We start from the raw sequence: 25841 nt of genomic DNA, 5'->3' as shown, positions 1-25841 counted from the left end.
ACGGGCGCCTAACCAATTCGTTTGGCTAACCAGGCTTGCAGCTGCGATTGCTGAAAGGGCCATGCATAAGTGTCTTCAGGATCACCGAGCCCCACCACGGGTATCAAAAGACTAAAGCGCTCGAATAAATTGTCATCATCGGCAATATCTACCTCCCTTAAACGCAACCCAAACTGCTCGAGCAGGGGCCATATTTCCAGCTTGGCCTTTTCGCACAGGCTGCATCCAAGGGTGGTATAGAGCAGCAATTCACGGGGCGAACTCATGAGAACACTCCCAGGTTATTAACCCAAAAATATCCGGCAGCACCGGAAACCAATAACAGAGTCAAGCCCAAGGCTTTTATAGGGATACGTGGCTGAAGTTTTTCCTCCTGGGGCTCAGCCATACTTGGGCTCTCTTCCCGCAGCCCGGCGATAGAAGCCGAGAAGGATCTCTGAGTGACATCTTCAGCTGTCACTTCACCTGAGCCAATTTTTGGAGACTTCATAAGATGTGAAGAGATTGCAGGGCGCACTGCGGTGCGATCAAGATCATCCGCAGGGCCCACAACAGAAAAACTCAACGAATCAAACCGCAGTTCATCGCCTCTTCGCACACGGCTTTCCGTGATCCGTCGACCATTGACGAATGTCCCGTTGGCCGAGCCGAGATCAATTGCGAACAGCAACCCTTCACGCACCTCCAACCTTGCATGGCGACGTGAAAGGTGTGACAAGGAAAAAGTGATATCGCACTCCTCAGAGCGCCCCACCACCGCGCCACCCTTCACAGGAAACACTTTCCCCGCTATCGCCTTGTGATTTGCCCGTAGCGCCCAGGCGGTATTTTTCGACTTGCTCGAATTAAGCTTTGTTACTTTGGGGTCAATAATTTGTAGTGTTCGAGTACCGATTGTTATCTGATCGTTCAGCTTGATTCGACAGGCTGATGCCATCGGCTTCCCATTAACCAGTACATGGGAGTCTCCAGAAACATTCCCCAGGGTAAGCTGCCCCCCCTTAATCGCGATCTTTAGATGTAACTTCGCAATCGAGTCATCCGGTATACACAGATCACAACCCTGATCTCGCCCCACCGTTACACCGGGGGCCACCAACCAAACACTCTGGCCAGAATCGTTTACATCACAAAGTTTTAGCATTGATCACGCTCCTCAGCCCTAAGGAGACTGAATATAGGGCAGCCTAAATAAAGGGACTGTCCCAATTAACAGTAAAACCTGAAAAAAATTTGCAGATTGAAGATAAAACCGAGTTTAACACGGGCAATATCATTAGCGTGTGATTGGGTTTGCAGCTTACAATGGCGCAAAGGTCTAATATCCGGCTCAGGCAGGGATGACCAATTCAGCTGCCATTGGTGTCGTTGGGTAAAGTACACTTGCAGCACCACAAGGAAAAGACGGATCTTTGCCGAATCGGCTATCACCGTCAGTAACGATGAGAAACCATAACAGGTAGTTGCACGCCAGTGAGTGAAGCCAAAGTTCGCGAGGTATCGCGGCACAGCGAAGTAGTTCAACACACCCCAAGTGCTACACGTAGCGCTGGCGCCACTCATCCCGGCTACCGGCGAGAGCAGAATGAAGATGCCTATTGGGCAGATGAAGAAAAAGGCATTTGGGTCGTCGCCGATGGCTTGGGCGGACACCACGCCGGCGAGATTGCCAGCCAGACCGTAGTAGAAGAAATCCAACAGTGCGCGTCAACTGACCGCCACTATGAACGCGCCCTACAAAGGGCCCACGCCCTACTGCTTGGTGATGAGCACAGCACTGCTAATATGGGCTCAACCGCAGTAGTGCTCGCCGAGGAAGGCGATTACTATCACATCTATTGGGTTGGAGATAGCCGAGCTTACCTCTGGACACCGGGCGACAAAAACGGCGAACTCAGCCAACTGACAAGTGATCACTCCTATGTTCAGATGCTGATGGATTCTGGTGCCATCAACTCAGAGGAAGCCGCAACCCATCCAAATCGCCACGTTATTACCCGATGTATCGGCGGTAGTACCAACCCCAAGCTCGAAGTTGACCGGGTATCTCATCGCTGGAGTTCAGGACAAAAACTTCTACTTTGCAGCGATGGACTCAGTTCCGAAGTACCCAATGAAAAAATAAACCGAATCATTGCTGAATACCCCAATAACCACCAAATAGTTGAGTTTCTCATAAACGCAGCCCTTGATGCCGGTGGCAAGGACAATATCACCGTTCAAATTATCGAAGCACCAGCTATCGCCCCTCCCCCAAGCTTTTCGCAAGAATCTCACAGCAGCACTGCACAAAACAAAACTAATGGTGACAGCCAAAGCAATAGAAGCTGGCGACCACTTCTGGTCTTGCTTGCTGCTTGCGGAGCAATTGCCGCACTGGCAGGCGGAATATTCCAGCTATTTTAACGAGGCCATAGCACACCATGGAGCTCGTAAAGAGTGGCAATTCTTCGCTACAAATCCCCGGCTATCGCATCCTCCGCAAAATTAACCAGGGTGGCATGTCCACGGTATACCTAGCCATTCAGCGCAGTGTCGGCCGCCAAGTGGCCCTCAAGGTTATGTCGCCGGTTCTCAATGCCGACCCGATTTTCAGTGAGCGATTTCAACGGGAAGCCAACATTGTCGGACAGCTCTCCCATCCAAATATCGTTGGTATCCATGATATTGGACGCTACCGCAGCCTTAACTATATCGCCATGGACTATATGGCTGGGGGCTCTGTTTCTGAAAGACTCGCCAAAGGGCCATTGGAGCCACTGGAAGCCCTCAATGTTGTACGCCAAATCGCCATGGCCTTGGACCACTCCCACAGCAAGGGGTATGTGCACAGGGACCTAAAACCAGAAAATATACTGTTTCGGGAGGATGGCTCTGCCGTATTGAGTGATTTTGGCGTGGCGCGCGCTGTTGCACATACTACAAGAATGACCAATAGCGGCATGGTCGTAGGCACGCCCCACTATATGAGCCCCGAGCAGGCCAGAGGTAATGCTATTGACGGTCGGGCCGATCTCTACAGCCTAGGTGTTGTCTTTTATGAAATGCTCACTGGTGCTGTTCCCTACCAAGCAGAGGAAGCGGTGGCTATTGCCATCAAGCACCTGACCGACCCCATCCCCAAGTTACCTGCTCGGCACGCGCTATACCAGCCGATCATTGATCGCGCCCTGGCCAAAGAGCCGGCCAAACGATTTCAACGGGGCCTGGATGTCGCAGATGCAACCGATCAGTTAGTTGCAACCCTAGCCGGCAAGCCCAGCCAGCAAATCAGCCAGTTAAACAACGCCTCTGTCGGTGTTTCCAGTCTAGCCCGTGCACTTTTTCTCACTCTTTTAAGCAGCCTCCGGGATCGCTTTATTAAAGGCTGGCAGGTGAGACTGGAGAACCCCCAGCAAGTGGACTCCGTACGTAAAGATCAGGATACCCTGGTGCGTTTACGACAGCTGGTCAGTGAACCAACAAAGCACAGGCGCCCATGGGCACTAACCGCCATCACCGCCATTACGCTACTCTTTGGCTGGAGCGTTCATAGCACTTTCAGTGGTAAGGAAACTTGGCTTAGCCAGATCACTTTATCCGACAGCGCAAGACGCCATACCTCCGACACTGCGCCCAGCGCCGATCGTTCTGAAGAAGTACAAGTCAGAGATGTAGAGAAGCCTCCAGTTAAAGATCTGGTACAGACACAAGGGCAGGAGATCTCTCAAGGTCATTCCATAAACAACCAATCCCCGGAAAATTCACTATCGGGCAATCTACACACCCAAAACTCGGTTGTGCTTTCACAGGAGCAGCCAAACTCAGTACCAAAGTTTGCATTTACGGTCAAAACTGAGCCTGAAGATGCCCGCGTACGTATTATGAATATAAGTCCGCGCTATACACCGGGTATTCAACTAGAGCCCGGGCGATACGATGTAGAGGTCAGCAAACCCGGCTATGACCGCTTTCGTAATTGGATCATTATTGAGGATCAGAACCACCAGCTTTCGGTAAAGCTACAAAAAGCCTATTTTGCCGGAAAGAAAATACGCTCCAAGCTCTCCTCCGGCGGTCAGGGCCCTCAGATGATCGTAGTAGGCTCGGGAGAATTTATGATGGGCAGCAATAAACGCAGTAATAGCCGCCCCGAGCACCAAGTAAAAATTCCCAAACCCTTTGCCATTTCAACTCAAGAAATCACTTTTGAGGATTATGACCGCTTTGCTCTCGCCACAGGCATTAATCAACCCAGTGACTCAGGCTGGGGCCGAGGGAGGCGACCGGTCACCAATATTACCTGGCGGGACGCACAAAAATATGTTGAGTGGCTTTCAGAGCAAACGGGACAAAAATATCGTTTGCCCAGCGAGGCCGAGTGGGAATATGCAGCCCGCGCGGGCACTGACCAACCTTTCTGGTGGAAAAGCAGCGATGCAAGGGGAAAAGCCAATTGCAGGCGCGGATGTGACAGTGAATTTAACAGTCTCTTTATCACGAAAACCGGGCCGGTAGCGAATTACCAAGCCAACCCTTTTGGACTATACGATACGGCCGGCAATGCGGCAGAGTGGGTGCAAGACTGTTATCAACCCGGTTATGATAAAAACCACAACACATCTGCACCACTGAAAATCAAAAACTGTCAGTTACGCAGCGTTCGCGGTGGCTCAATGCGGGACTCGTCTAGCAGAATTGGGGCAGATTATCGCAAGGGCCTCAATGAAAATAGTCGTGCAAAGGATGTAGGAATGCGGATTGTTATGGAACTTGATTAATAACTCCAACTCAAACTAGCGTAACCAGAAAGGATTAAGCAATGATAAGGATCTTTGTTCTACTGTCAGCACTCACAGTTTCAGCTTGTAGCAACCTAAAATTCAACACCAATGCAGGACCATACTTGTCAAATAAAATTACCTCAACTTTTGTTAAGGAGTACTCTCCAGCAGAAATACGCCGATATAATGGAATCATCTTGGGAGTAGTAACGTCTTCAGAATGCCAAGCCTCCCCCAAAGAGGATAAGCCCTCAAAAAAAGCTCTGAACTGGGCACTAAAAAAACAGGTTCATGATATGGGCGGGAATGCAATTGTGATTGAAAACTGCGCAGTACAGCAATCTGCCGGTTGTATTTCTTTTCTTGAATGCCAAGGTGTCGCCTATACAATCCCTAATCCAAATTCACAAGCAAGCAAGACTAGCCATAGAGAGAGTTATAGCTTCTAAAGCTGATTTCTAAATCAAAAACCTCAAAACCCCATGTTAAAAATTGGTTAATTAGCGGCCTGAGGAAATACCCTCAAAGCCGCTGCAAAGAAAGTTTAAGTTATCCCCACTTACACCTTCACTCTCACTTCCCAAACGTTGTGGATTTTAGGGTTGCGTTGAAAATCCTTATCCAACAACTGTAAAGGCTGCACGGCAAAGGCATCAGTAATCGCCACATCCATTTTAAAACTGCGCAAATTATTGGAAAAAATCAGAGTGCCCCCCGGAGCCAATAATGCCATGCATTGGCTGATCAGCTTGGCGTGGTCGCGCTGAATATCCAGCACTCCGCGCATTTTGGCCGAATTGGAAAAGCTCGGGGGATCGAGGAAGATCAGGTCGTAATGGCCTTTGCGATTTTGTTGGGCCGATGCCAACCACTGCAGGCAATCAGCTTCCACCAGCTGGTGCTTATAGGGATCCATACCATTTGCACGGAAGTTTCGCGCAGCCCAGGATTGATAGGTTTTGGACATATCCACACTGGTACTTTGTATGCTGCCACCCAAAGCAGCTTGCACAGTGGCTGTTGCGGTATAGCAAAACAGGTTGAGAAATTTCTTCCCAGAGGATATCTCGCGCAGGTGCTTTCTCACCGGGCGATGGTCTAGGAACAGCCCTGTATCCAAGTAGCGCCATAAATCCACTTCCAGCTCAGCGCCGTACTCCTGCACCTGCAAGCTAGCCCTTTCCTCAACCTGCTTTTGATACTGGCCAGCGCCCTTTTGGCCACCTTTATGGCTGTGGCGGCGACGCTCCTTGATGCTAATTTTCCCTCTAGGCAGCTCCAAAACGGATTGCACGGCTCTCAACAGATCCCTTAACCGGTTGCGCGCCTTACCCTCATCAATACTGGCCGGCGCGCGGTACTCCTGGAGGTGAGCGTAGAGCTCCCCCTCTAAAGTGCGATATAAATCTACTGCGGCGGCGTACTCCGGTAAATCAGCATCGTAGAGCCTATAACAGTCAATACCGTTTCTGGATGCCCACTTGCCTGTTGTGCGTAAATTCTTGCGCAGGCGATTGGCCACCATTTCAGCTTCCGGGGAAAGCTTGCGTTCCTTAGGTGCGCTCTCGGCCTGCCCCCCCTGTTCGCGCACCTGAAACAACAACAGCTGACTGGGGATTGAGCCGTTATATAACTGGTAGTGCTTGTGAGAGCGTAGCCCGGTGGAATACCCCAACTCAGGGTTGCCGGTAAAAATTCCCACCTGCCAACCGGGAAACTCCGCCTTTAACTGCTTACCCAACTCCGCGTAGGTTTCTCGCAGAGCCTCCTGCTCACCAAGGCGTTCACCATAGGGGGGGTTGGTCAATACCAAACCAGTATTGATCTCCCGATGACTCGGAACCTTGAATGCGGCGACCGGCCGGCAACTCACCCGCACCTGGCGCTCCAATCCCGCCCTATCAATATTGGCTTCGGCAGCAAATAGCACCCTAGCATCGGCATCATAACCGCGAATTTCCGGCAAAGGCTTCTCCAAACCGGCAACGCGACGCTGCAGAGCCTCTTCACGAAGCTCATTCCAAATATCGCTCTGGTGGTTGAGCCAGCGCTCAAAACCAAAACTCTCACGGAAGAGACCCGGAGCAATATCAGCAGCCATCATGGCCGCTTCAATCAAAATAGTGCCCGAACCACACATTGGATCCAGCAGAGCCCCACCCTCAGCCGCAATCTGCGGCCAACGAGCGCGCAATAACAGGGCTGCAGCCAGGTTTTCCTTGAGGGGGGCAGCACCGATATGCGTTCGGTAGCCCCTTTTATGCAAGCTATCCCCACTGAGATCTATGGCAATATCCAGCCTGTCCCGCTGCAGTCGCAAAGCCACAGTCAGGTCGGGATTGTGCTTATCGATACTCGGTCTCGCCCCGGTTTTATCACGCAAGCGATCAACGATGGCATCTTTTGTTTTTTGGGCTCCGAACTGACTATTACGGATTTCCCGATTTGTCCCCGAAAACTGCAACCACAGTTTGCCCGAAGGGCCAATATGCTCCTCCCAAGGCTGTGCAGCCACCGCCCGGTAGAGGTCTTCAGCATCACCGATGCGAACCTGATCGAGTTGCAGCAAAATCCGGTTTGCCAGGCGACTCCACAGACAGCAACGATAAGCAAGCTTCAAGGAGCCTGCAAAATGTATGGCCGCAGGCTGCTCCCGAAGGACCTTAGCCCCCAGAGACCCAAGCTCTACAGCAAGTAAGCTTTCCAATCCTTTCGGACATGTCGCAGTAAACTTAAATTCTTCTATACGTGAGTCGATCAAAACTTTTACTCGATAACCCCTAGCATCAGGGGGATAAATATGGCGCCCCTTGGCGCAAATTAGATTTTCAAGAGCCTGGTAGACATACCCGGAGGTCAGTATTCCCCTCAACAGGCCAGATTTTCTGGCGCGATTATCCCACTTTGTAGCGGCGGAGCCTATGTAGTCGGGATATCTTGCTAGTGTCTACACAGTCACCCCGACTTTTAAATGCCTCTCTGTAGATGTCTTGAGAGCGATGCCCAGCCATTTTCCGATTTTGCTCTCTCCACCATATTCTTGCTATGTGGGAAGCGATAGGAGTCACACAACTGCCCACGCAAAAGTTTCGCTAAGCTTTAATTGTCGATGCAACAAAACCGTAATAAGCATCCAACGGACTGCGCCGCAGTTCGTAAATCTACAAGCAGAGGTGCCGTATAGATGAAACGCCAAAAACGCAATCACGCCGACAGGGCTTTCTACAAAGGGTATTTGGCAGCCCTGAACAATAAGTCTATAGATAGCTGTCCCTTTGTCGAAAATGACCCACACCAGGAATGGGTTAACGGCTGGCGTGAAGGGCGGGAAGATTACTGGAATGGCTTTGACAGGACTACCAAGGCGCAAAAACTGGAAATCTATGGCGCCATTTCCACCGATATCCAATATCCAGACGGCTGGAGTACTATTTAGCCTGCGGGAAAGGTGCAGGTTCACCTGCACCTTTTACAAGACCACCACCAGGCTACACCTGCATCCCTCTGAACCCGTTCAACGATAAAGATGAATTCAACATCTCAATCTAGGTTAATAGGACCAGGCGTTACTCGCCTATTCACCAGCTGAGCGACGACGCTCCATAGCTATAGACTCCACCGCTTCGCGGACAAGCTGCGGTCCCCGGTATATAAACCCGGTATAAACCTGTACGGCAGTTGCCCCTGCGCGAATTTTTTCTGCTGCACTGTCACCGTCGAAGATACCCCCAACACCAATAATAGGGATCTGCTTGTCCAGAGCCTTGGACAGCTGCGCAATAACCTCCGTGGAGCGGTGCTGCAGAGGCTTACCGCTCAGCCCACCCTGCTCATTACCATGGGGCAGATTAGCCACAGATGACTTATCAATGGTGGTATTAGTGGCAATTACGCCATCAATACCGTATTCGCACAGAGCCTCGGCGATCTGCTCTATGGCATCCCCTTCGATATCTGGCGCGATTTTTACCGCAACGGGCACGTAGCGATCGCTCTTTTGAGCCAGTTCCGCCTGCTTCTCCTTGATACTTCCCAGTAGCCTGTTGAGGCTCTCACCAAACTGCAGGTCCCGCAGCCCCTTGGTGTTCGGCGAAGAAACATTGGCGGTGATGTAATCCGCATAGGGATACACCTTTTCCATACAGAGCCGGTAATCATCCGCCGCCTTTTCTACCGGAGTGTCGAAGTTTTTACCAACATTGATTCCCAATACACCCCTGTAACGGCGGTGCTTCACTCTGTCGATTAAGTAGTCAACTCCCAGGTTGTTAAACCCCATACGGTTGATAATGGCACCCGCCTCTTCCACACGGAACAGTCGTGGCAACGGGTTGCCCGGCTGTGGGCGTGGGGTCACGGTGCCAACTTCCACAAAACCGAAACCCAAAGCACCCAAACCGTTAAAAGCCTGGGCATTCTTATCCAGTCCTGCAGCCAGACCAACAGGGTTAGGGAGGGTCAACCCCATCAGCTCTACCGGGTCGTGAGCGACTGCCTGTTTGAAAAAAGACATCAGGCCAAGGCGCTCAACGGCACCAATTGCATCCAGAGAGAGGTGGTGGGCCCGCTCGGGATCGAGCGCAAACAGAGCTTTACGCAGAGTTGAATACATACCTTTCCTTACGTGGGGACTGAACCCGTCCGCCAGGAGTCAACGAACGGAGATAGAATTTCATTGCCACCCGTGAAATAGCGCCAAGGAGAACTAACCCCCTAGCGCTATTTCCCGAACTCACTTCGGCCTACTCAGCCAGGGTTTCGCGGTCTGCAGTTGCGTGGGCAAGGTACATCAACTCGCGCAGCGCTACTGTAAACATCGCAAAATCACCGACGGCAGCTGCCTTCAGCTCGGCAATCATGTTGTGCCAACGCTGAATAGCCGGCGCCATAATAGCGCCCCAGCGCAACATTGCACTATCTACGTCCAATTTCTCCACAGTGGCAAGGCGCAGGATATTCACTGCCAGGGTGGCGAGCTGGCTGTCTAAGTCATCCATACTCGTTTCGCGTGCCTGGGCTTGCCAGAAGCTGTCCACCGGTAGATCGACAATCAAATTGCCAAACCAGTGTAGATTCAACTCGTCAGAGAGGCTGAAATAGACTTTGGCCACCTCTTCTACAGGGCGGTCACTGGCATAAGCAGATTCGGAAATGCCCAGTGCCGAATAAAGGTAGGTCGGGGATGCTGATAGCAGGGCAATCTCCTCTGGCAGCCCCGCCTCCAATAATTTTTGGTAGCGCTGTTCCCACTCACCCAGCGGACCACCACTCAGGACTTTCGGCAGGGCCTTGATCACCCTCTGCACCTGAGACTGGAACAGTGCGCAGTTTTGCCCAGGCTCCAGATCACTGCGACGATTGCGCAGGAACCAGCGGGTGGCACGGCGGACCCGACCGATCATGGAGTTGAGCAACTCGGTCTGCAGCTCGGCCGGTACTTTGTAGTCCAATTCAGCCAGTTGCTGCTGGAATTCCACCATCTTATAAACATCGCGGGCACTGATATAAGCCGCAGCGACATCATTGACGTCCGCGCCTGTTGCTGTGCTGATGCGGTTGTAGAAGGTGATTCCCATGCTGTTCACCATTTCGTTGGCCACCTGGGTGGAAACGATCTGGCGCAGAAGGGGGTGCTCGTAAACCTGGCCCTTGTAGCGCTCAACCAATGCCGAAGGAAAAGCGGATTCCGCGGCTTCACGCACCCGGGGGTTATCCGTGATTTCCGCCTCTTGAAGCTCCTCTTTTAACTTCACCTTCACATAAGAAATCAAAACGGAAAGTTCCGGCCGGGTCAGGGTCTGCCCCTTATGTACCCGATCGGAGATCTGCTCGTTATCGGGGATAAACTCCAGAGCCCGATTCAGTCGACCGTCATCTTCCAGGGTATTAATAGTGCGGCGGTATTCGTCAAGGCGTTTGGAAACCTGGTATTCCGCCACACTCAATGCACGAGTTTGATCATAGTTATTGTGCAGCACCAGATCACTCACGGAGTCTGTCATACCATGCAGCAGCTCATTGCGCTGCTTCTCGGTCAAGTCACCGTTGGCAACCACTTTATCGAGGAGAATCTTGATATTCACCTCATGGTCGGAACAGTCCACTCCTGCGGCGTTATCGATAAAGTCGGTGTTACAGCGGCCGCCATTGAGGGCAAATTCGATACGTCCTTGCTGGGTCATCCCAAGGTTGCCACCCTCACCAAAAACTTTGGCACGCAACTCAGCACCATTAACCCGCAGGTGGTCGTTGGATTTGTCACCCACCTCACTGTCGGATTCAGTCCCGGCTTTCACATAAGTACCGATGCCACCATTCCAGATTAAATCAACCGGCGCACGTAGTAATGCACTGATTAATTCGTTTGGCGTGAGTCGGTCTTCTTTGATATCGAAGGCTTCTTTCATCTCAGGTGTGATGCTAATTGCCTTCACCCGGCGCTCAAAAACACCCCCCCCCTTGGAAATGAGAGTGCGATCGTAATCCCTCCAGCTGGAGCGAGGCAGCTCAAACAGGCGCTTGCGTTCTTCAAAGCTAGCCGCTGCATCAGGGCTTGGGTCGATAAAAATATGCATGTGGTTGAAGGCGGCCTTCAACTGAATATGCTCAGATAGCAACATACCGTTGCCAAAGACATCCCCACCCATGTCGCCAATACCGATGACAGAGAAGTCCTCTTTCTGAACATCCACCCCCATCTCGCGGAAGTGCCTCTGTACAGATACCCAGGCACCGCGCGCGGTGATTCCCATCTTCTTGTGGTCGTAACCCTGACTACCACCTGAGGCAAAGGCATCCCCCAGCCAAAAACCATAGTCCTCAGCAATACCATTGGCGATATCGGAAAAAGTCGCGGTTCCTTTATCTGCGGCCACTACCAGATAGGGGTCATCCTCATCCCTGCGCACCACTTGCTTAGGCGCTACTATCTCACCATTTTTCAGGTTGTCGGTGATATCTAGTAAACCGCGAATAAAGGTTTTGTAACAGGAAATGCCCTCTTCCAGCATGGCTTCGCGACTGCCATCCGCCGGAGGACGCCGCACAACGAAACCGCCCTTGGCTCCACTGGGGACAATCACGGCATTTTTTACAGCCTGGGCCTTCACCAACCCCAACACCTCGGTGCGGAAATCTTCTAAACGATCGGACCAACGCAAGCCGCCACGGGCTACCTTACTACCGCGCAGGTGAACACCTTCCACTCTGGGGGAGTAAACGAAGATTTCAAATTCCGGGCGAGGTTCGGGAATACCGGGAATATCCCGCGGGCTGAATTTAATAGAGATGTAGTCTTTAGGCTGGCCGTCAGCACCCGCCTGGAAGAAGTTGGTCCGCAAAGTAGCCAGGATCAATTCGAGATAACGACGCAGCACCAAGTCTTCGTTGAGATTTTCAACAGCATCCAAACCGTCATGGATCTTAGCGATTAATCGCTCAACTCGTGTTTGCTCCTGCTTGCCACTGCTAAGACGCGGGTCAAACAATGCGCGGAACAAAGCCACCAGATTGCGGGTAATTTCAACTTGATTGGCCAAAGTCGCAGCAATAAAGCTCTGGCTAGCGCTAGATTTTGTTTGTTTCAAATAGCGGGCGTAGGCACGCAACATAGAAACCTCTCGCCAATTCAGGCGAGCCGCCAGCACCAGACGGTTAAAAGCATCACTTTCCGCAGTGTGATTCCAAATAGCAGCGAATGCATCCTGGAACAGCCCGCGCGATGCTTGGGCATCAACTTTTGTTGGAAGGCCAAACTCCAGATGGAACTCATGCATCCATACATCACTACTGCCACAAGGGCGAATGGTATATGGGAACTCGCCCATAACTCTAAGACCGAGATTTTCCAATACTGGGATCACATCGGAGAGGGTTAAGCCGCTACCCCAGTTAAACACCTTAAAGCGCAAGCTACCCTGGGCCGCACCTACCGGCTGGTAGAAACTCATGGCCACCCGGTTGTTTTCGTTGAGATTCTGGATTGCTGCCACATCCTGTACAGCGATACGCGGCTCAAAATCCTCACGGTAACCAGCGGGAAAGGCTCGACCAAAGATACGGAAAAGTCGGTTACCCTCTTCCTCTCCACTGCTTTCAACTAAGGATCTTTGAAAAACGTCTTCCCAGGAACGGGTAATATCCACAATCTGCGCCTCCAACAGCGCTACATCTATATCGACAGGTTCATCGGGCGAGATGCGGAATACAAAATGCACACGCGCGAGAATGGATTCAGAAAAATAAGTCGTAAAGTCCGATTCTTTGGCTTTAATTGCCTTGGAAATATGGGAGCAGATCAACTCACGTACGTTACTGTTGAATTGATCTCTCGGCACATACACGGTGGCCGTAACAAATTTTCCAAAAAGGTCTCTACGCATAAACAGGCGAACATGAGCGCGCTCATTCAAACTGAGCACACCCATCACCACTTTAAACAGGTCCTGACTACTACTTTGGAACAACTCATCGCGGGGGAAGGTATCCAAAATACGGCGCAACGCCTTGCCATCGTGGCCATAACCGGAAAGGCCACTGGACTCAATAATGGAGGCCATCTTACGTCGGATAATTGGAATTTTGGCTGGGCTTTCCGTATACACAGGGGAAGTGTATAGCCCCATAAATGCCGACTCTCCAATTACCTCACCCTCGGCGTTGTAGCGTTTGATCATCACATAATCTGAGTAGGCGCTGCGATGCACACGGGATTTCACTGAGGATTTGGCAAAAGTCAGATAGTTGGGGCCCTGGTAAAAGCGCTGCTTACCCTCGCTAAAGGCGGCTTCGAGCATTGGTGCTGCAGACTCTTCCAGTTTTTTGAAAATACCCAGGCGGCGATCTTCCACCTCACTGAGAATTTTCTTGTCATCAACCTGACTGAACTCGTATTCCCGGTAGCCAAGGAAGGTAAAGTTACCATCGCGCATCCACTGCAGAAACGCACAGGCCTCGAGAAGATTGGTGTCGTCCTCAGAAACCCCGGCTTTCAGCTGCCCTTCCATACCCCCACAGGTCTCGAGCATCGGCGCATAATCATCCACTACCAGCTCTACATCGCCTAGAACATCTTTCAGCGCCGCACTGAGTTCCGAGGCAAACTTGGCGGAAGTGTCATGGTTGACCTCAATATAAATGAGGGCCTCACTGACCAGCTTTGATCCCTTGGCAGGCTTATGATCCTTGGCCGTAACATGGTCGAAGGATAGATTTGGAATTTCATCCCGCGGAGGCAGTAGGTGCTTTAATTTGCCACTGGCACTGCGCTCTAGTTTTAACACCGTACTCTTAATGGAATGAATAACCGTGTTTCTCTGGTTGACCTCCATACGCACCGAGTCCACCAGGAAAGGCATATCTCGCACCAACAGCCCAATTACAGTGTGCGAGCATTCCCAGCCATCGTCTTCCAGACGTGGATTGAAGATGCGCACCTTCGGCAGGCCGTCAGAACGTTGTTGGATAAAGTTCCACCAGGTGTAGATACAACCGTAGATATCTACCAGGCGTCGGCCCTGCAGGTCTTCCAGCGGGTACTGGTGCAGGAACTGCTGCGCAAAAGCCACTACTGGTTCTGCATCAGATGCCAACTTGTCACGAATCAGCTCACAAATCTGTGCTACCAATTCTTCACGGCTTTCGGTAATCACCGTCGCCATATTCACGGGGAACCTCCCAATCTCATTTTTGTCACATCGAATCCAATGACTGTAGATCCGAAAAGATCGTCATCTCATCCCTGAAGTGCTGCAGGGACGAGTCCTAAAAATTAAACTTTCACGTAACCTTGTAAGTGGCACTGGTGCCACCGAAAAAATGTCGCCTAAAAAGTGGGCTTGGGCGCGGTGGTTGCCTCTTCCTCTGGTGCCGTTAAAATCAACAGGCCCCACCGCTTTGGCGGCGACTATATATAAAAGATGGTAGATAGCCACCCGAATGAATAGGGCGGGTACATTTGTAGAAGAAGAGACGCTATGGAAGCAAACCGGAATAACAGAGATCACATCATCGCACTGGGCGACTGGCTTAAAGAGCAGATCATAGGCCAGGAAACGCTGGTTAATCGCATTCTTATCGCTCTGCTTGCCGATGGACACCTGCTTGTCGAGGGGGCGCCAGGCCTGGCCAAAACCAAGGCGATTAAAACACTGGGCGAAGCTATTGAGGGTGACTTCCATCGAGTTCAATTCACGCCAGACTTACTGCCGGCTGATATTACCGGTACCGACATTTACCGGCCGGAAACCGGAGAGTTCCATTTTCAACCGGGACCAGTATTTCACAACTTGATCCTGGCGGATGAGATAAACCGCGCGCCGGCCAAAGTACAGTCGGCACTGCTTGAGGCTATGGCTGAGCGACAAATTAGTGTGGGTCGAAAAACCTATCCGCTGCCGCAATTATTTTTAGTGATGGCCACTCAAAACCCCATTGAACAAGAGGGGACTTATCCTCTGCCCGAGGCTCAACTGGATAGGTTCCTCATGCAAGTGAATCTTGCCTATCCCGATGCCGAGGCGGAAGCAAAAATCCTGCGCCTGGCCAGATCCGAGGCCACCCTTGGCGAAAATCGCCCTACCGAAATCATTAGTCAGGAGACCATTTTTCAGGCTCGCAACCAGATTCTGGAAATGCAGATGGTCGAAGCCGTGGAAACCTATACTGTCCAACTTGTCATTGCTACGCGCGAGCCGGCGAAGTATGACAGCGAGCTGGCATCATGGCTAGATTTTGGTGCAAGCCCAAGGGCAACAATTGCACTCGACCGCTGCGCCCGTGCACGCGCATGGTTAGATGGCCGCGATTTTGTAACGCCCGATGATGTCATGGATGTAGCCCCGGATATTTTACGCCATCGCTTGCTACTCAGCTTTGAAGCCGAAGCCGCAGGTATCACTACCGACCAGGTTATTCAGCGCCTGCTGCAACAGGTGCCGGCTATCTGATGCACACAGCAACACCTCCATCAGATTTGGACCTGCGCGGCGCCTATCCGGAAGTCAACTCACTCGTACAAATGCGCTATGTCGCACGCCAGCTACAACTCTTTAAACCGCGCCTGGTACGTAGCGACCAGGCTGGTGGCCTTCTTACCCGCTACCGTGGGCGAGGTATGAATTTCGAAGAGGTACGAGATTACCAGGCCGGCGATGATGTGCGCTCAATTGATTGGCGTGTTACCGCCCGCACCGGCACTACCCACACCAAGTTGTATCAAGAGGAGCGGGAGAGACCCATTGTTATCCTGCTCGATTTGCGTTCACCGATGTTTTTTGGCAGCCATCGCGCTTTCAAATCTGTAGCAGCGAGCGGCATTGCCGCCGCGCTGGGCTGGGCTGGACTGCAACATAGCGATCGCATTGGTGCCCTGCTCTTCTCGGATAACGACATCGATACAGTGCGCCCGAAACGCAGCCACCATGCCGTATTAGCGATGATTCACAGCGCGGTGGACAGAGCATCTAAATTACAGAGCCCTATCGCCGAGAATGGCAGCCAATCCATGCAGACTCTGCTGGAGGAAGCCCGCCGTATCGCTCGCCCCGGCAGTGCACTTTTTCTTATAAGTGATTGCCATGACCTCAATCAGGATTGCTCACAATCATTATATTTGCTGTCGAGACATGCGGATTTACAGGTACTGCGAATCACCGATCCGCTGGAACAGCATTTACCCGATCAGTCCCTGACAATTTCTGATGGCCGCCAGCGCACATTTTTGTACGCAGGCAACCGCCCCCTGCGTGAACATTTTGCAGAGAAGCAGGCCCAGGCCCGCGCCGATGTTGAACAATTATGCCGGAGGCACCGACTTCCGCTTTTGGATTTTGACAATACAAAACCCATTGTTGGGGAATTAATGTCTTTTTACGGTTCACGCCAGCAAAACGGCTGGCATAAAAATAAAAGGCAGTAGCCGTGAGCGATAGACAGCACTCTATATTTTCGCCAAGCAGGCTTTATGTAATTGGAGCGATTAGCGCTACCAACAAAGTCATTCCAACGGGGGGGCAACTATGCTGAGAAAGCAGCAACAACTACAGCCCCCCTCGCCTGAGGCCCAGGAATTACTGGCACAACTATACGATATCCAGGAACCAGCACCAGTAAGCTGGTGGCCACCTGCCCCCGGCTGGTGGCTACTAGCCCTATTAATCATGTTATCTCTGCTGGGAATTGCCCTATGGATCAGATATCAGCGCAAACAAACTGAGCGCAACCGCTACAAGGTTAAAGCGGTTAATTTATTGAATACGGTAGATATAAGCCGACCTGAGGCCACCGGGGAGATCAACGAAATTCTTAAGCGTGTTGCTGTGACCACTTATGGCAGAACCCGCTGTGGCAACCTCACCGGTACTGCATGGTTAAGTTTTTTAGAACAGAGCGCTTCTCTGAAGTGCCCTGATGAGGCACGGACAGCATTGCTCGAGCAACTTTATCGCGGCACTTCCAAGCCAGAAAGCAGCCAGGCTTTTCAACAATACGCTATTCAGTGGGTCCTGCAGCATCAACTGTCGATGCAGGAACCTGAAAAACAAGTTAGTGAGGAACATGCCGGTGTTTGAGTTTGCCTGGCCCTGGGTTTTCCTGCTCACCCCACTGCCACTACTCGCGCGGTGGCTAATGCCCCGCTCAAAGCCATTGAGCAGTGCCTTAAAAGTACCCTTTTACTCTGAACTCTCCCAACGCAGTGGTGGGGAGCAAAGCAACTATCTCAATTTATTATTACTCACACTGATTTGGTTACTGCTGATCAGCGCTGCCGCGCGGCCTCGCTGGTATGGGGAGCCGATTTCCCAAGCCAGCAGCGCAAGGGATCTATTGGTTGCCGTAGACATATCCGGCAGTATGGAGACTCCCGATATGCTCCTTGGCGGGCGCCCGGCAATGCGTATTAATGCGGTCAAACAGGTAGTGGGAGACTTTGTCGAGCGACGCCAAGGCGACCGACTGGGCCTAGTGCTATTCGGCACCCGCGCCTACCTTCAAGCACCACTAACCTACGATCGGGAAACTGTAGGGACCCTATTGCGCGAGGCGCAAATCGGATTCGCCGGCCAGGGTACCGCTATAGGGGATGCTATAGGCCTCTCTGTTAAGCGCCTAACCCAGCGCCCAGCCGAGCAGCGCGTGCTAATCCTGCTCACCGACGGCGCCAATACTGCCGGCGAAGTCTCCCCACTGAAAGCCGCCGAACTTGCACAGCAAGCGGGCATTACGGTTTACACCATCGGTGTGGGTGCCGAGGAAATGGTTCAACCGGGCTTATTGGGCAGCCGCTATGGCAGCCGTAGAATTAACCCCTCCAGGGATCTCGACAGCAAGACCCTGCAGGCGATTGCCGATACAACGGGGGGGCGCTATTTCCGCGCTCATAACCCCCAGGAACTGGCAGAAATCTATTCGGAATTGGATGAACTGGAACCTGTGGAGCAGGAAGCAGAAAGCTACCGCCCACTGAAGTCCCTATTTGTATGGCCGCTTGGAGTAGCCCTACTCCTATCTTCTATTTGGGCATTGGCTCCTCTCACCACTAATTTCAGATATTCCGGCAACGGCAATAAACAAACCACTACCAACGGAGGCCAGGCATAGTGAACATACCTGAGCTACTCCAATCGTTTCATTTTCTCCGCCCCTACTGGCTTTGGCTATTAATCCCCGCAGCACTCATTTGCTGGGGCTTGGGCAAAATCGTTCTAAACAATGCCCAGCTGCAAAAGGTGATTGATGCAGATTTGTTACCGCACCTTCTGATGCGCGGCGGTGCCAAGCGCCCCTGGTTGTTCGGGTTAATCTTTGCATTACTCGCCGCCATGATTATCGCTATGTCGGGGCCCACCTGGAGAAAATTGCCGACACCGGTTTACAGCAATCAAGATGCCCTGGTGATTTTATTGGATCTGTCTCCCTCTATGATGGCGACAGATCTCGCCCCCAACCGTCTCACCCGTGCAAGATTGAAAATTCTGGACATTCTTCGTGAGCGCAAAGATGGCCTGACCGCCCTGGTAGCCTATGCCGGCGAAGCCCATGTGGTCACACCACTGACGGAAGATACCGCCACCATCGCCAACCTGGTTCCCGCATTATCCCCTGCCATTATGCCGGTACCAGGCAGCAACATTGAGATGGCTGTGCAGACCGGTATTCGCCTACTCAAGGATGGCTCTGCGGGACGCGGACAACTCCTCGCAGTCACTGACGGCATTGAGCCAACGGCTGCGGATATTGTCGCCAAATCCCTGACGGAAGCTGGAGTTGAACTCAATATCCTCGCTGTCGGCAGTGGCGAGGGCAGCCCAATCCCCCGCGGCAATAGTGGCGGCTTCGTCACAGATAGTAATGGCGCAATTGTGATTGCCAATTTTGATCCACGGGAGCTGCGCAAACTCGCTAGAGGCAGCGGCGGCCGTTACGCCAAGATCACCGTCAACGACGCCGACATAGAACACCTGTTGCCGCAAAGCGAAACCCCCGAGCAGGCCGAATTGACCGAGCGAGAATTCGACCAATGGCGCGATGAAGGCCCCTTGTTGATTTTACTCCTCCTGCCCTTTGCTGCCCTACTGTTTCGCCGTGGCACTCTCGCCTGCACCCTGCCCCTCGCCCTTTACTTGGGCCTACCGAGTGAAGGTCAGGCTTTTGAATGGAAAGACCTCTGGCAACGCAAAGATCAGCAGGGACAGGAATTACTCAACAAAGGGGAGTCTGCCGAAGCCGCCGAAACTTTCCGCAACCCAGAATGGCGGGGCACGGCAAATTATCGCGCCGGTGATTATGCCGCTGCTCAGCAGGACTTTGCCCAATTAAATGATGCGCAAGGCCTATACAACCTGGGCAATAGCCTAGTGCAACAGGGCGACTATGAGCGCGCCATTGAAGCCTATGACCAGGCTCTGGCCCAAGCCCCGCAATTCTCCGATGCGCAACACAATCGGGAAATTGCCGAGAAACTCAAGGAGCTTCAAGAGCGCCAACAACAACAAAACCAACAGCAATCCGGTGATCAACAAGAACAACAAGATAAGCAGGACCAAGAACAGGAGCAGCAGGCCGGCAACCAACAGCAAAACCAACAAAGTCAACAACAGGAGAGCCAACAGCAGCCCTCCTCTGGCGAACCTCAGCCCTCCGAGCAGCAATCCGGTCAAGAGCAGGAGCAATCAGACCAACAGCAATCTGAAAATGCTGAGCAACAGAAAAATGAACAGGAACAGCAGTCTCAGCAAGGCCAACAGGGCGAAGAAGAGCAAAAAGAACAGCAAGGAAAGCCCCAACCCGCCGGCAACGAAGAGCGACAATTAGACCCAGAAACCCAGCAGGCTCTTGACCAATGGCTGCGCCAAATTCCCGATGACCCCGCCGGCTTGATGCGAGAAAAATTTAAATACGAAAGTCTGCAAAGACGGCGTGCCTATCGCAGTGGCGAGTGGGAGCCTCCTGAAAACGGCGCTACCCAGAGGTGGTAGAAAGATGCCCACAATGCACAACATTATTTTCGGCTTTAGATGTGACCAAACCCCAGGAAGGCTTATGGATAGCTTTTTTTTAAAACATAAACTTACTCGGCCACTAAACCTTACAGGGCTTCATTGCCTGCTATTATTTCTTGCTCTCTTTTGCCTGCCCGCAAGCAGTTGGGGCAGCGACCTCAATGCCAGCGTGGACCGCAATAAAATTGGTATTGATGAGACCCTGAATCTGCGCGTGCGCTACTCCGGTGATGAGAATGGCGGCCAACCCGATTTCGAATTACTTGAGCAGGATTTCGATATTCTATCCCGTCAGCAGTCCAACCAATATCGGGTAATTAATGGTCGTGCGGAAAGCTTCGTCGAATGGACGCTCACACTGGCACCAAAGCGGGAAGGAGAGCTGTTTATTCCCTCTCTTCACTATAAGGGACAAGTTTCTGATGCAATCCCTATAAAAGTCAGCGAAGCCGGTAGTGCGCCCGACGGTGCCGATCGCAAAGCCTTTCTGGAGATCGAATTAGATAAAGATAAAGTCTACGTACAAGAACAGCTACTTGTTAAGGTGCGCCTATATACAACAATCGGCCTGCACGATATCGCCACCGAACCTTTACAAGTAGCAGGCGCCCATGTAGAAAAAGTCGATGAACAGCGCTATGAGCGCAAGCTCGGAGGTATCAGCCATGCGGTATATGAACTCACTTATGCCGTTTTTCCCGATAGCTCTGGCCAGCTCGCTATCCCGGCAATGACTTATGTTGCGGTTGCCGGTCGCCGAGATCCTTTCTCACTGTTCAATCGCAACAGCCAGAGATTGCGATTGCGTTCCCAGGCAAAAACTATTGAGGTCCTTCCCAAGCCTGACAGCTACAGCGGTGCCCACTGGCTGCCCGCTGCAAGTCTCGGAATCGTACAAAGTTGGAGCCAAAACCCGGATACCTTTACTGTCGGCGAGCCCATAACCCGTATTCTCACCATACGGGCAGAAGGTCTGCGTGCAGCCCAACTACCACCTCTCCCCAAGTTGGATATTGAAGGCCTTAAAACCTACCCAGATCAGCCACAACAAGAAGATCAGATAGGCCCAAATGGGGTAACAGGTAGCCGCATAGAAACTACCGCAATCGTCGCCACTCAGCCCGGCAATTATCAGCTACCCGCCGTCACACTCACCTGGTGGGATACCAAGAGCCAAAAACAGCGCGCCACCCAGCTCCCCGCCTTCCGCTTTGAAGTCAGCGGTACTGCTGCAGCCACACCCCAAACTCAAGAGCCGGGAAATCTCCCCACATTGGTACCTGGAACCACCACTTTGGAGGAGCAAGATCATTTCTGGCGCAACCTGGCCATAGCCGCCCTTGCCTCTCACCTTCTGTGGATTTTTTACCTTTATCGATATCGTCCCCAACGGCTGGAACAGCCCACAGCGAGCGCCAAGCCAGCAAGAAAAATGCACCACGAAGCCAAGCTAAAGAAGGCTCTTGAAAGTGAAGATCCTAGACACATTCAACAAGCCCTACTCGACTGGCTTCAGCAACGCTGGCCACAAGTTGAGGGTAATAATTTAAGTGAGGTTTCGCACCAGTTAGGCTTTGAGGAGCTTCATGAGATCCAATCGCTGCTCAGCGCAGCCATCTATCAAGAACCTGTTAAACCGCTAAATATAGTGAAGATAAAAGTTCTGGTTGATAGGTTGATGAGTCGAGAGGGTGGTATGGATAAAATTTTGGAAGATGGGGAGTTACCGAAGCTATTTACTTGACACTGCCTCCACAAAAACCAACGTTTTTGGCTCGTAAGAATTAGGTAGGACCACCCTCAAAGAAATAACTTGAAAACTACCCCAAGGGCTCAAATAGGCTAACCAATATTGAGAAAGTCGCAATAGATATTAGCACTCATATGTAGTAATTCAGACTTGATCTGATAGTTACCAGTTTTTCAGGGGGCGGCCCTGTCAAGTCAAATTCAGCTTACGAGCTTTTCCTTCCAGATACTTTTTCCATCTTCAAGGGTTGCTATCGGTGTTCGACCGCAGCACTCCTTACCTTGATGGGCTCTCTCGTTATGGTAATATGTGAGCCATTCATCCAAATTCTTTTGAGGCTCTCCCATAGATTTGTAGGCCTTGCGACGCAATAAAGATTGGTAGAGCTCTTGTAAAATAGTTTTATGGAAGCGTTAGCAGATACAGTTCGCCTGCGGATACCTCACTTTTGTCTTGGCATACTCATTCACATTCAAGTGTAACTAATTATGATACTGCTCTGACTAGTCACAATACTCTGTACTGCGGTCAGTAGCACTGGCAGATCATGCATAGCGTATAGTGGTAATACACTATTATCGCTCGAAAGGCCTATCCTAGTGACCGGGGCTCTAGTGGTGTACAGCTTGTAATAGGCCAGCTTTGCATAGTGATTAACACAGGTTTACTGATAGACTAGCCAACACCTAAAATGCTCCTAGGTAAAAGGTATCTTGCAAGAGCAAATATCCTAAGTGATGGGCATTAATTTCACCGCAGACTTCTTGACCGTGTTGCTTTCGCCCCAAAGCCTGAACTTGAGATTCAGTGAGCATCAGCTCCTTTTCAGTTACTTTGGCCTTAGCGCTTTTAAAAGTAATTTGACGTTAACCAAGTCACACCTTAACCAGATGCCCTGAACGCCAATGGGGGCCACAAATACACCCCACCTACGCAATTCATTAGATATTCAAAACCGCCCATGGGCAGGCGCCTGGAGGGCATATATCGACACTAGCTGCTCAATCACAGCGTAAACACGGTTTTATGTCGATTCTTCTCGTTAAGGGCTTCCACGCCGCCGCTTGAAACGGCTTCCTTGCAGCGATAAAAAGGGGCTTTCTACACACCGCGCATCCCACAAGCCATGGAGAGATTACCAAATTTCTCTGCCCGGTTTAGCAGTCCAGTCATTTTTTTAATGTGCCATCATTAGGATCAGCTTTGATTTTAGGTTTGGGTTTAGGTTAGGTTTAGGTACCTTAATAAAACTGATAAATCGCTCTTTTTCAAGAGAGTGTCAGATTGGACCTGAACTATTTCACCTCATAGAACCTAAATCATTCAACATAAGCCACCTACAAGCGACTCAGCTACCTCATTAAAAAATATCCCCACAAACAAATCTGCCTCTTCTCTTCCTATTGCCAAAAGCTATTTCATGACCTTTTAACAATTAAGATACGTACAATAATGAAAGTGGGGACTTTTTCCGACACCACTCCCACATTAGAAAAAAGGTAAACAAAGGTAGGGCTTGCAACTATTCTATATAGGATACTCGCTCAAGTATCTCTAGAGTATCTTTAGCTGCTTGATCCCAGCAAAACCGCCTCCTCCTCTGCTTAGCCTGCTGCTGAAGATTACGAACAAGCATCAAATTACGATGCAATTGCACCAAGCCAGCCGCCATATCCTGGATACAAAAAGGATCCACCAACACCCCCCCCGCACCCGCAACCTCTCGCATCGCTCCAGTATTCGACGTCAATACAGGCGTGTTTTGCGAAAACGCCTCAACAATAGGAAGGCCAAACCCTTCATAAATCGATGGCATCAGCAATGCCCTAGAGTTCAAATACAGAGCACTTAATTCAGTATCTGGTACATACCCCAGCACCCTTACATTCTTCTCCAAACCCAACTCCCGAATAATCTCACTTATCTGCGGCAAGCCCCAACCAGCTCCACCACAAATATAAAGCGGCAACGATTCAACCGAGACTATATCCAAATATGCACGATAGGCTTTGAGCAAACGAGCTAGATTTTTTCGAGGTTCCAAGGTGCCAACAAATAAGAAGTATTTACCATCTTTCAAAGTTGACGTACCCTCCAGGAAGGGAGCTTCAGGAATTACAGTGATTTTCCCTATAGATTCCGGTATCAACTTCTCTAGCTCATTTTTAGTAAACTGTGACACAGCTATAACTGCATGAGCCAAACGAACAGAAGAAGGCATTAAGGCCCTCTCAAGATATCTACCAAAAACTGACATAGTCTCAGGAAACCTGGCCCAGACAACATCATGGACTGTCACCACCTTTTTGATGGGTGGCGGCATTAGTAATGGCAAATGATGCCTAGGAGACCAAAATACATCTATAGAGTCACACTTTGCCCAGCATGGAAAAAACGTCTGTGCAAATACGCTACCCAAGGCTTTGTGACCTCTCGCCCCCGCCCTGACCACTACGTTGGAGATGCCATAATATGATTTTGGAAGAGGGGCATCACTATAAAGAAACCATTTATGACCACTCTTAAGTAAACGACCAATAATCGCCTCTGTATAGCGCCCAATTCCCGTTGTAGCAACTGATAGCGGCCTAGCATCCACGCCAATTTTAAGTATACCCCTCCCGGCCTGACTCAAACCACCTCACCCTCATCACAACCAAGCACCTCCCTATAAAGCTTCTGATATGAAGCCCTCATCACCTTACCTGTAAATAATTCCTCGTAACGCTTCCGGGCAGCCAAGCCCATATCCCTCGCTTTCCCTTGATTATCAATAAGATCTAGCATGGCACATCGGAGAGCATTAACATCTGCTGGCTGCACAACGTGACCAGTAACTCCGCTCTGATTAACGAAGCTCGTGCCAGTACCAATCTCGCAACTTATTAGCGGCTTGCCTGCCATAAGCCCTTCAATCAACGTGACCCCAAAGGCTTCCGACCGTAGATGAGATGGGAAAACTACAGCCCCACACAATTGATATAACGCAGACTTTTCCTTTTCAGATACAAAACCTAAGAACTCCACATTAGTTAGGCCCAGATCCCGAACAAGAGAGCGCATCCGCCTTTCCTCGGGCCCTACCCCAGCAATTAATATACGACTACCCAAACCTTCAGCGGCCCGGATTAAATACTCAAGCCCCTTATAATATCGAAGGACCCCAACAAAAAGCATATAACCGCGCCCGTAAGCTCGCTCAAACCTCTCAAGATCACTTTCAGTTGCTAAAGGCAAAGCGTCTTCATCAATACCCAAAGGGATAACAGAAACCTTGTGTTTCCAACGCTTTAAAAACTCGCTTGTCTTCACATATTGCTCGGAAGTGGCCACGATTCGATCCGCTTTTGCAAAAAACCGATTCATGAAAGGGGTATAAAGCCTTAATAGCCATTTTTGCCTCACCACATCTGAATGGTAGGTCACGATTAGAGGGCGCCGCCTTCCAGCCAACAAATAAACAATATCACCAAATGGCCAAGGAAAATGCAGATGCAATACTCTCGCTTTGCTTCGCCACATATCCAAAATCAAACCAGGACCAAAGCACATTGACTTAATGGAGAACCATCGACGGCTTACCCGAACATGCAAACCCCGATCAAGCTCAAACGAGCCAGGTCGGGATGAAAGCGACAAGACTTCACCACCCCCTCGGGCCATTTGGAATATAGCTTGTTCTACCCCTCCCTGTGTTTCAGGAAGAAACGTTCTATAACAATGAGTTGCGGTTACTTTTTGTACCAAAACCTAAAGCCCATTCAAACTTTGTGCGACAGTTTACAACATGTAAGCTGTTGTTTCTAAAGCTTTTACTGTATATTTTCG

Annotated in this window: 17 protein-coding genes and 1 pseudogene; 10 read left to right on the top strand and 8 right to left on the bottom strand. The window is 50.9% G+C overall.

Features of this window, described 5'->3' with window-relative positions; translation table 11 throughout:
• Positions 1-8: 8 nt before the first annotated feature.
• The gene (locus ACJJIO_RS18540) at positions 9-266 is read right to left on the bottom strand and encodes a glutaredoxin family protein (RefSeq protein WP_252081970.1); all 258 of its coding nucleotides are present in this window, start codon (positions 264-266) and stop codon (positions 9-11) included.
• A complete protein-coding gene (locus ACJJIO_RS18535; protein WP_444909404.1) occupies positions 263-1144 on the bottom strand; it encodes an FHA domain-containing protein in 882 nt (293 codons plus the stop codon). The genes ACJJIO_RS18540 and ACJJIO_RS18535 overlap by 4 nt, the downstream gene beginning before the upstream one ends.
• Before the next feature lie 329 nt (positions 1145-1473).
• Here ACJJIO_RS18535 and ACJJIO_RS18530 point away from each other — a divergent pair, with 329 nt between their 5' ends.
• From ACJJIO_RS18530 to ACJJIO_RS18520, 3 genes are read left to right on the top strand one after another with little or no spacing between them, the layout of a single operon-like run.
• Complete coding sequence (locus tag ACJJIO_RS18530) at positions 1474-2406, top strand: PP2C family protein-serine/threonine phosphatase (RefSeq protein WP_444909403.1); 933 nt, start codon at positions 1474-1476, stop codon at positions 2404-2406.
• A gap of 17 nt (positions 2407-2423) precedes the next feature.
• A complete protein-coding gene (locus ACJJIO_RS18525) occupies positions 2424-4760 on the top strand; it encodes an SUMF1/EgtB/PvdO family nonheme iron enzyme (protein WP_444909402.1) in 2337 nt (778 codons plus the stop codon).
• A 41-nt stretch (positions 4761-4801) separates the two neighbouring features.
• Positions 4802-5212: a hypothetical protein gene (locus tag ACJJIO_RS18520; RefSeq protein ID WP_444909401.1), complete on the top strand. Its 411-nt coding sequence runs from the start codon at positions 4802-4804 to the stop codon at positions 5210-5212.
• A gap of 110 nt (positions 5213-5322) precedes the next feature.
• Here the strand turns inward: ACJJIO_RS18520 and rlmKL are convergent, their stop codons facing one another.
• A complete protein-coding gene (gene rlmKL, locus ACJJIO_RS18515) occupies positions 5323-7509 on the bottom strand; it encodes a bifunctional 23S rRNA (guanine(2069)-N(7))-methyltransferase RlmK/23S rRNA (guanine(2445)-N(2))-methyltransferase RlmL (RefSeq protein WP_444911017.1) in 2187 nt (728 codons plus the stop codon).
• A 438-nt stretch (positions 7510-7947) separates the two neighbouring features.
• Between rlmKL and rmf the strand changes: the two genes are divergently transcribed.
• A complete protein-coding gene (gene rmf, locus ACJJIO_RS18510) occupies positions 7948-8199 on the top strand; it encodes a ribosome modulation factor (RefSeq protein ID WP_444884593.1) in 252 nt (83 codons plus the stop codon).
• Positions 8200-8337: 138 nt separating this feature from the next.
• Here rmf and ACJJIO_RS18505 read toward each other — a convergent pair whose 3' ends face one another.
• A complete protein-coding gene (locus ACJJIO_RS18505) occupies positions 8338-9375 on the bottom strand; it encodes a quinone-dependent dihydroorotate dehydrogenase (RefSeq protein ID WP_444900554.1) in 1038 nt (345 codons plus the stop codon).
• 130 nt (positions 9376-9505) lie between these two features.
• Complete coding sequence (locus ACJJIO_RS18500; protein WP_444911016.1) at positions 9506-14422, bottom strand: NAD-glutamate dehydrogenase; 4917 nt, start codon at positions 14420-14422, stop codon at positions 9506-9508.
• A gap of 315 nt (positions 14423-14737) precedes the next feature.
• Here ACJJIO_RS18500 and ACJJIO_RS18495 point away from each other — a divergent pair, with 315 nt between their 5' ends.
• The 6 genes from ACJJIO_RS18495 (at position 14738) to ACJJIO_RS18470 (ending at position 22007) form a co-directional block, all read left to right on the top strand.
• Entirely contained in the window at positions 14738-15709 is a 972-nt protein-coding gene (locus tag ACJJIO_RS18495; protein WP_444884591.1) for an AAA family ATPase, read from the top strand.
• Positions 15709-16680 (top strand): DUF58 domain-containing protein, encoded by a 972-nt coding sequence (locus ACJJIO_RS18490; protein ID WP_252081977.1) that lies wholly within the window; start codon positions 15709-15711, stop codon positions 16678-16680. Before ACJJIO_RS18495 ends, ACJJIO_RS18490 begins: the two co-directional genes overlap by 1 nt.
• A gap of 100 nt (positions 16681-16780) precedes the next feature.
• The gene (locus ACJJIO_RS18485; RefSeq protein ID WP_444909400.1) at positions 16781-17332 is read left to right on the top strand and encodes a DUF4381 domain-containing protein; all 552 of its coding nucleotides are present in this window, start codon (positions 16781-16783) and stop codon (positions 17330-17332) included.
• Positions 17325-18362 (top strand): vWA domain-containing protein, encoded by a 1038-nt coding sequence (locus tag ACJJIO_RS18480; RefSeq protein WP_444911015.1) that lies wholly within the window; start codon positions 17325-17327, stop codon positions 18360-18362. Before ACJJIO_RS18485 ends, ACJJIO_RS18480 begins: the two co-directional genes overlap by 8 nt.
• A complete protein-coding gene (locus ACJJIO_RS18475) occupies positions 18362-20239 on the top strand; it encodes a VWA domain-containing protein (RefSeq protein ID WP_444909399.1) in 1878 nt (625 codons plus the stop codon). Before ACJJIO_RS18480 ends, ACJJIO_RS18475 begins: the two co-directional genes overlap by 1 nt.
• A 64-nt stretch (positions 20240-20303) precedes the next feature.
• Positions 20304-22007 (top strand): BatD family protein, encoded by a 1704-nt coding sequence (locus ACJJIO_RS18470; RefSeq protein ID WP_444909398.1) that lies wholly within the window; start codon positions 20304-20306, stop codon positions 22005-22007.
• Positions 22008-22213: 206 nt separating this feature from the next.
• Here the strand turns inward: ACJJIO_RS18470 and ACJJIO_RS18465 are convergent.
• From ACJJIO_RS18465 to ACJJIO_RS18455, 3 genes and pseudogenes are all read right to left on the bottom strand, one after another.
• Positions 22214-23186: pseudogene (locus tag ACJJIO_RS18465) on the bottom strand (integrase core domain-containing protein).
• Between the two features lie 349 nt (positions 23187-23535).
• The gene (locus tag ACJJIO_RS18460) at positions 23536-24648 is read right to left on the bottom strand and encodes a glycosyltransferase family 4 protein (protein WP_444909397.1); all 1113 of its coding nucleotides are present in this window, start codon (positions 24646-24648) and stop codon (positions 23536-23538) included.
• Positions 24645-25676 (bottom strand): glycosyltransferase, encoded by a 1032-nt coding sequence (locus ACJJIO_RS18455; RefSeq protein ID WP_507014964.1) that lies wholly within the window; start codon positions 25674-25676, stop codon positions 24645-24647. The genes ACJJIO_RS18460 and ACJJIO_RS18455 overlap by 4 nt, the downstream gene beginning before the upstream one ends.
• Positions 25677-25841 lie beyond the last annotated feature (165 nt).

This window comes from Microbulbifer mixtoriginis (SeqCode), from assembly GCF_052467235.1.
This window is presented reverse-complemented; position numbering and strand designations above follow the sequence as displayed.

What these genes read in the sequence shown, in the direction of transcription:
- ACJJIO_RS18535 (WP_444909404.1), bottom strand. Translation starts at nt 1,144, where the DNA reads ATGCTAAAACTTTGTGATGTAAACGATTCTGGCCAGAGTGTTTGGTTG.
- ACJJIO_RS18520 (WP_444909401.1), top strand. Translation starts at nt 4,802, where the DNA reads ATGATAAGGATCTTTGTTCTACTGTCAGCACTCACAGTTTCAGCTTGT.
- ACJJIO_RS18505 (WP_444900554.1), bottom strand. Translation starts at nt 9,375, where the DNA reads ATGTATTCAACTCTGCGTAAAGCTCTGTTTGCGCTCGATCCCGAGCGG.
- ACJJIO_RS18455 (WP_507014964.1), bottom strand. Translation starts at nt 25,676, where the DNA reads ATGGCCCGAGGGGGTGGTGAAGTCTTGTCGCTTTCATCCCGACCTGGC.
- ACJJIO_RS18490 (WP_252081977.1), top strand. Translation starts at nt 15,709, where the DNA reads ATGCACACAGCAACACCTCCATCAGATTTGGACCTGCGCGGCGCCTAT.
- ACJJIO_RS18500 (WP_444911016.1), bottom strand. Translation starts at nt 14,422, where the DNA reads ATGGCGACGGTGATTACCGAAAGCCGTGAAGAATTGGTAGCACAGATT.
- ACJJIO_RS18485 (WP_444909400.1), top strand. Translation starts at nt 16,781, where the DNA reads ATGCTGAGAAAGCAGCAACAACTACAGCCCCCCTCGCCTGAGGCCCAG.
- ACJJIO_RS18525 (WP_444909402.1), top strand. Translation starts at nt 2,424, where the DNA reads ATGGAGCTCGTAAAGAGTGGCAATTCTTCGCTACAAATCCCCGGCTAT.
- ACJJIO_RS18540 (WP_252081970.1), bottom strand. Translation starts at nt 266, where the DNA reads ATGAGTTCGCCCCGTGAATTGCTGCTCTATACCACCCTTGGATGCAGC.
- rmf (WP_444884593.1), top strand. Translation starts at nt 7,948, where the DNA reads ATGAAACGCCAAAAACGCAATCACGCCGACAGGGCTTTCTACAAAGGG.
- ACJJIO_RS18495 (WP_444884591.1), top strand. Translation starts at nt 14,738, where the DNA reads ATGGAAGCAAACCGGAATAACAGAGATCACATCATCGCACTGGGCGAC.
- ACJJIO_RS18470 (WP_444909398.1), top strand. Translation starts at nt 20,304, where the DNA reads ATGGATAGCTTTTTTTTAAAACATAAACTTACTCGGCCACTAAACCTT.